This window comes from Actinomadura rupiterrae, assembly GCF_024172125.1.
GTDB lineage: Bacteria > Actinomycetota > Actinomycetes > Streptosporangiales > Streptosporangiaceae > Spirillospora > Spirillospora rupiterrae.
Genome location: NZ_JAMZEA010000017.1, coordinates 233,046 through 239,123, shown reverse-complemented (window position 1 = coordinate 239,123; position 6,078 = coordinate 233,046). Strand labels below are relative to the sequence as shown.

The window sequence follows — 6,078 nt, the reverse complement described above, 5'->3', positions numbered from 1 at the left end:
CACCCGCGCCAGCGTCCCCACCGCCAGCGTCTTGGCCACCCCCGGCACACCCTCGATCAGGCAGTGGCCCCGCGCCAGCAGCGCCACCACCATCCGCTCGACCATGTGCTCCTGCCCCACGATGACCTTCTTGACCTCCGCGACCGTCCGCTGGAGCAGCGCGGCGGCCTGGTCGACGTCGTGGGCGGCGACGGTCATCTGCGGAACCTCACTGGATGGACGGCGACGGACGGCGAAGCACCCGCGGCCGCACCCGCCCCCGAAACCCCAGGGCGGCCGCGACTCCGCGGACTCCACAAGGGGATACCCCGTGGCCGGGCCGTCCCCATTTCCGACCTTACGCGATCACTGTCGGGGGTGTGGCGGGGAACACCCCACCCCGGCCCCCAGCCCCTATCCCACCGCCCCTCCAGAGGGATCCGCCGGGCACCGGAACGAACCCGTGACGCCCCCCGGACACGCGCAGCCCAGACGTAACACGGACGCTGCGCGGGTGCGGCGCGGACGCTGCGCGGGTGCGGCGCGGGTAGGGACGGGCGGCCGTGCCGGGCCTGCGCACCGGCCGGTGTTGTTAGGCTGGCGGGCATGTCGCGGCCGCTGCCTTCTGGGGACCCCGTCCGGCTGGGCCCGTTCCGGCTGACCGCCCGGCTCACCGAGACCGCCGCCGGGATCGTCTACCTCGCCGTGGACGACGACGGACGCCGCGCCAGCCTCGCCGTCCTGTCCCGCGACGCCGCCGAGGACGCCGCCGCCCGCGACCGCTTCCGCGCCGCGATCCTCGCCGCCCTCCCCAGCCCCGAACACGGCCGCACACCAGGACGGCCGTACAGCCGCACGCCCGGGCCGTCCTCGGGCACCCCGGCCGGTCAGACGCCCCCACCAGGGGTTCCGGGCGGTTCCGGCGCCCCCGGCGCGCCGGGAGCGGCAGGAGTTCCCGGGGGAGGCGGCACGGGCCCGGGTGTTCCGGGCGCTGCGGCGTCCACGCTCACCGAAACCGGCACCGGCACCGGCCAGGACGCCGGTGCGGGGCAGGGGCGGCCGCAGTTCGCCGCGCCCGACGGGATCCCCGGCGCGGACGGCCCCGGAGGCGGGGGAGTGGCCGAAGTCCTCGCCGCCCAACCCGACGGACCCGCCCCCTGGGTCGCGACCGCCTACGACGGGCGCTCCACCGGCGCCGAACGGTTCCTGGAGCCGGTCGTGCCGCACGGAGCGCTCCGCGGCCGCTGGGGCGGCATCCGGCGCCGCGGACCGCTGTTCCAGCCGTACTGGTCCGGCAACGGCGAACCCGCGCTCGCGCCCCGCCCCGGGACGGGCGCCGGAGCCGCCGCGCCGCTCCCGGTCGAGCAGCCGCCCGAACGCAGCCTGGTCGCCGCGATCCTCACCCTCGCCGGGGTCCTGGCCGTGCTGGCGGTCCTGCTGGTCGTGCTGTTCGCCTGCCAGCCGGACGTCAAGAACCCGCCGCCGCAGCCGTCCGAACCGTCCCTGCAGACCCCGCCCGACAGCCCCACCACCGTCCCGGCCACCCCCATGCCCAAACCGACACCGCAGCCGAGCACCCCCACCACCCCCGACCCGAGCGGCACCTCCGGCGGCGGCGACGGCGGCTCGGTCTGAACCGTCCGGCCCGCAGGCCGCTCCGATCGGCTCGGTGGGCCCAGTGCCTTGTGGGGCAGGGCGTCCGGCGGTGAGGATGATCCCGTGCTGAACACACTGGCCGCCTTCCTCGGCGCGGCGTTCCTCATCGCCATGGTGCCCGGCCCGAGCACCGTCGTCATCGTCCAGCGGGCCGCCAAGCAAGGACGCCGCGCCGGACTCGCGACCGTCCTCGGCAACGAGACCGGCGTCCTGGCCTGGGGCCTGGCCGCCGCGCTCGGCCTGTCGGCCCTGCTGATCGCCTCCCGCGTCGCCTACGACGGCCTGCGCATCGTCGGCGCCGCCGTCCTGGTGTGGTTCGGGCTCCGCGCCCTCTGGCAGTCCCGCCGCCGCACCACCACCGAAACCGCTGAAACCGGGGAAACTGCCGCTGCCGACGCGTCCGACGCGGACGCGGGCGGCAGCGGGAACGCCGCGCCGACCGGGGTCGGACGCTGCTACCGGCAAGGCGTCGTGACCAGCTTCGCCAACCCCAAGGCCGGCGTGTTCGCCGTGTCGTTCCTCCCGCAGTTCGTCCCGCACGGCGTCCCGGTCCCGCTCGCCCTCATCGCCCTGTCGGCGCTGTGGGCCCTGGTCGACCTGGTCTGGTACACGCCGATCGTGTGGCTGGCCGGCGGCGCCGGACGCGTCCTGCGCCGCCCCCGCGTCCGCCGCACCCTCGAACGCGTCTCCGGGATCGTCCTGCTCGGGTTCGGGCTGCGCCTCGCCACCGACTCCGCCTGACCCGCCCACCACGCCACCGACGGGGGACCGGCGGGGGACCACGGCGGCCCGGCGGCGCTCCGGGCCCCACCGGCCACCCCCGCCACCACCGTCCGGAGATGATCACCTCGGGCTCTACGCTGGGGCGATGACCACTTCCCTGGACGCGCTCGCCGACCGGTACGTCGACCAGATGGCCGCACTCGACCCGTGCCTGGCCGCGATGATGGGCATCGCCGGCCAGGACGACCGGCTCACCGACTACAGCCCCGACGGCGACGCCGCCCGCGCGGAACTGTCCCGCACCACCCTCGCCGCCCTCGACAAGACCCCCCTCGCCGGCACCGACCACGAGCGGATCGCCGCCGGCGTCCTGCGCGACCGCCTCGAAACCGACATCGCCCTGGACGACGCCGGCGTCCGCGACGAGGCCCTGGACACCACCGACGGCCCCCTCCAGCGCCTCCGCCAAGCCGTCGAACTCCTCGACCAGGGCCCCGCCACCCGCTGGGAACCCGTCCTGGCGCGCCTCACCGCCCTCCCCGCAGCCCTCACCGGCCTCCGAACCTCCCTCACCGCCGCACGCCGGCGCGGACGCGTCGCCGCGATCCGCCAGATCCGCCGCAACATCCAGGTCGCGCACACCGCCCCCGCCTACCTCACCGACCTCGCCGAACGCTACGCCCGCTACGGCGGAGGGCCCCTCGCCGAGCCGCTCACCACCGCCGCCCGCGACGCCGCCGCGGCCCTCCACGACTTCGCCACCTGGCTCGAAACCGACCTCGCGCCCCACGCCCCCACCCGCGACGCGCTCGGCCGCGACCGCTACACCCTCGGCGTCCGCGACAACCTCGGCACCACCCTGGACCTGGAGGCCACCTACGCCTGGGGCTGGACCGAACTCGCCCGCATCGAGACCGCCATGGCCGACGAGGCCGCCCGCATCCGCCCCGGCGCCACCGTCGCCGAAGTCATCACCGCCCTCGACCACGACCCCGCCCACCGCGTCACCGGCGCCGACAACTTCCGCCGCCACCTGCAGGACCTCGCCGACCGCGCCATCGACGACCTCGACGGCACCCACTTCACCATCCCCGACGCCCTGCGCACCATCGACTGCCGCATCCCGCCCGTCCCGTCCGGGATCTACTACCTCGCCCCCGCCGAAGACCTCTCCCGCCCCGGCACCGTCTGGTGGACCGTCCCCGCCCCCGACACCGAAATGATCACCTGGACCGTCCCGGCGACCATGTACCACGAAGGCGTCCCCGGCCACCACCTGCAACTCGGCGCCACCACCCTCAACACCACCACCCTCAACCGCTTCCAGCGCACCGCCAGCGAACTCCACCCCGGCCACTGCGAAGGATGGGGCCTGTACGCCGAACGCCTGATGGACGAACTCGGCTACTACCGCGACCCCGCCCACCGCCTCGGCATGCTCGCCGGCGGCCAGCAGCTCCGCGCCGCCCGCGTCGTCCTGGACATCGGCCTGCACCTCCAGCTGCCCATCCCCGAAGGCACCGGCTTCCACGACGGCGAAACCTGGAACGCCGACCTCGGCCGCGAGTTCCTCACCCTCCACGGCGGCGCCATGACCCCCGCCGAAGTCGCCTTCGAAATCGACCGCTACCTCGGCCGCCCCGGCCAGGCCATCGCCTACAAGCTCGGGGAGCGGATCTGGCTGGAGGCCCGCGACACCGCCCGCCGCCGCGACGGCGACGCCTTCGACCTCAAGGCCTTCCACCAGCACGCCCTCGACCTCGGCCCCATGGGCCTGGACCGCCTCCGCGCCGAACTCACCCGCCCCGCCTGACCCACCACCTCCCCCCGGCCGGACGCCCCGACCGCCCCGGCCGGGGGAGCAGGACCGGCGAGGACGAGCCGCGAGCCCAGGGAGTCGAGTCGCGAGCCGGGGGAGAGGCGAGGCGGGGGAGAGGGTCGGGGACGAGGGTCAGGGGAGGCCGGTCACGCGGAGAGTCAGGTTCAAACGCCCCGCGTCCAGACCGATCCCGCGCGGCGCCGTCCCCGGCAGGACCTTGGTGACACCGTGGAACGCCAACCGGTTCGGCCCCCCGAACACCAGCAGATCACCCGACTCCAGCACCACGTCCTGCCACGGCCGCCCCCGCCCCAGAGGATTCCCCAACCGGAACACCCCCGCATCACCGACGCTGAGCGACACCACCGGCGCGACACTCCGCTCGTCCCTGTCCTGATGCAGACCCATCCGCGCGTCGGCGTCATAGAAGTTCACCAGCGCCACATCCGGCGCATACGGATCCGCCGTCAGGGCGGGGGACAGGCGCGCGGCGTCCGCGAGACCCCGGCGCCCCAGATCACCCAGCCACCCCGGGAACGGCTTCACCGGCACACCGTCCACCTGCCGCACATACCGGTACGGCTCCCAATGCCAGCCCAGGCACACCGTCCGCACCGACATCACCCCACCGCCCGGCAACCGCACCCGCCGCATCCCCGCCGGACCCCGCGCCCACCCCCGGCACGCCACCACCAGCTCCGCCTGCGCGTCCAGGTCCAGCCACCCCGGCACATGCACCACCCCCGCAGCCACCTCACGCGCCGGCCGCGGAACCAAAGCCTCCACCCCGCCGATCCTCCCAGACCACCACGAACCGGCGCCCCCGCCCCGCACCGGCCGCTCACTCCGCCGCACCCGGCCGGAGCCAGGGCCAGGCGAACGAACTCGTCCTCGTCCTCACCCGCCGAACACCCGGATAACACGACGCCCCCCAGAACCTCCCAGGTCAGGGGACCAGGACGATCTTCCCGTGCGTGTGGCCCCGCTCCAACTCCGCGAACGCCTCCCGCACCCGCTCCAGCGGATACGTCCGCGCGATCGGCACATCCAGCTCACCCCGCGCGGCCAGCCGCGCCAGCTCACCCACGACCACCGCCGACGCCGCCGCGCCCTCACCGAACGTCCGCGCCCCGACCCGCGCCGCCGCCGCCCAGTCCCGCGAGGTGTTGATCCGCTCAGGCCGCACGCCCAGCTCAACCGCCAGATCGACATAGCCCGCACCGAACGTGTCGATGAACGCGTCCACCTTCCCGCCGCTCACCTGACGGATCCGCTCACCCACACCGTCCCCGTACGCGACCGGGACGACACCGTGCTCCTCCAACCAGGCATGGTTCGACTCACTCGCCAACCCGACCACCACCGCACCGCGCCGCCGCGCCAACTGCACCGCCAGCGACCCCACACCACCCGCCGCACCCGACACCACCACCGTGTCACCCGGCCCCGGATCCACCGCGAACACCGCCGCATACGCGGTCGTCCCCGCCACATACAGCGACCCGGCCACCTCCCACGCCAACCCGTCCGGGCGGGGGACCAGGTTCACATCCTCAACCACCACCAACTCCGCGTGACTCGCCCGGCCGTGCGTGAAACCGACGACCTCGTCACCCACCGCGAACCCCCGCACCTCCGGCCCCGCCTCGACCACCACACCCGCCAGATCGCTGCCCTGCCCGGACGGGAACCTCGCCGGCCACCGCCCGTGCCGCGCACCCCGCCGGATCATCACCTCACCCGGCTGGATCCCCGCCGCCCGCACCCGCACCAGCACCTGCCCCGCCCCCGGCACCGGACGCCCGACCTCCTCCACCCGCAGAACGTCCAGCTCCCCGTACTCATGGAACCGCACCGCCTTCACCGCACCCACCCCTCACTCGACCCGCCGACATCCGCGG

The 6,078-nt window shown here is 74.9% G+C and carries 6 protein-coding genes; 3 read left to right on the top strand and 3 right to left on the bottom strand.

Features of this window, described 5'->3' with window-relative positions; translation table 11 throughout:
- Positions 1-198 (bottom strand): AAA family ATPase (locus FHU30_RS42730; RefSeq protein ID WP_372504061.1); only part of this gene is annotated, 198 nt, incomplete at its 3' end.
- Between the two features lie 387 nt (positions 199-585).
- Here FHU30_RS42730 and FHU30_RS42725 point away from each other — a divergent pair.
- The 3 genes from FHU30_RS42725 (at position 586) to FHU30_RS42715 (ending at position 4,171) form a co-directional block, all read left to right on the top strand.
- On the top strand, positions 586-1,614 hold the full coding sequence (locus FHU30_RS42725; RefSeq protein ID WP_253883449.1) for a hypothetical protein: 1,029 nt from the start codon (positions 586-588) through the stop codon (positions 1,612-1,614).
- Between the two features lie 84 nt (positions 1,615-1,698).
- Positions 1,699-2,376, top strand: coding sequence for a LysE family translocator (locus FHU30_RS42720; protein ID WP_253883448.1), 678 nt, complete (start codon positions 1,699-1,701; stop codon positions 2,374-2,376).
- A 127-nt stretch (positions 2,377-2,503) separates the two neighbouring features.
- On the top strand, positions 2,504-4,171 hold the full coding sequence (locus FHU30_RS42715) for a DUF885 domain-containing protein (RefSeq protein ID WP_253883446.1): 1,668 nt from the start codon (positions 2,504-2,506) through the stop codon (positions 4,169-4,171).
- A gap of 138 nt (positions 4,172-4,309) precedes the next feature.
- On the opposite strand, the gene FHU30_RS42710 is transcribed toward FHU30_RS42715, so the two are convergent.
- Together FHU30_RS42710 and FHU30_RS42705 are read right to left on the bottom strand one after the other, a co-directional pair.
- Complete coding sequence (locus FHU30_RS42710) at positions 4,310-4,972, bottom strand: alpha-ketoglutarate-dependent dioxygenase AlkB family protein (protein ID WP_253883458.1); 663 nt, start codon at positions 4,970-4,972, stop codon at positions 4,310-4,312.
- Positions 4,973-5,123: 151 nt separating this feature from the next.
- Complete coding sequence (locus FHU30_RS42705) at positions 5,124-6,041, bottom strand: NADP-dependent oxidoreductase (RefSeq protein WP_253883445.1); 918 nt, start codon at positions 6,039-6,041, stop codon at positions 5,124-5,126.
- Positions 6,042-6,078 lie beyond the last annotated feature (37 nt).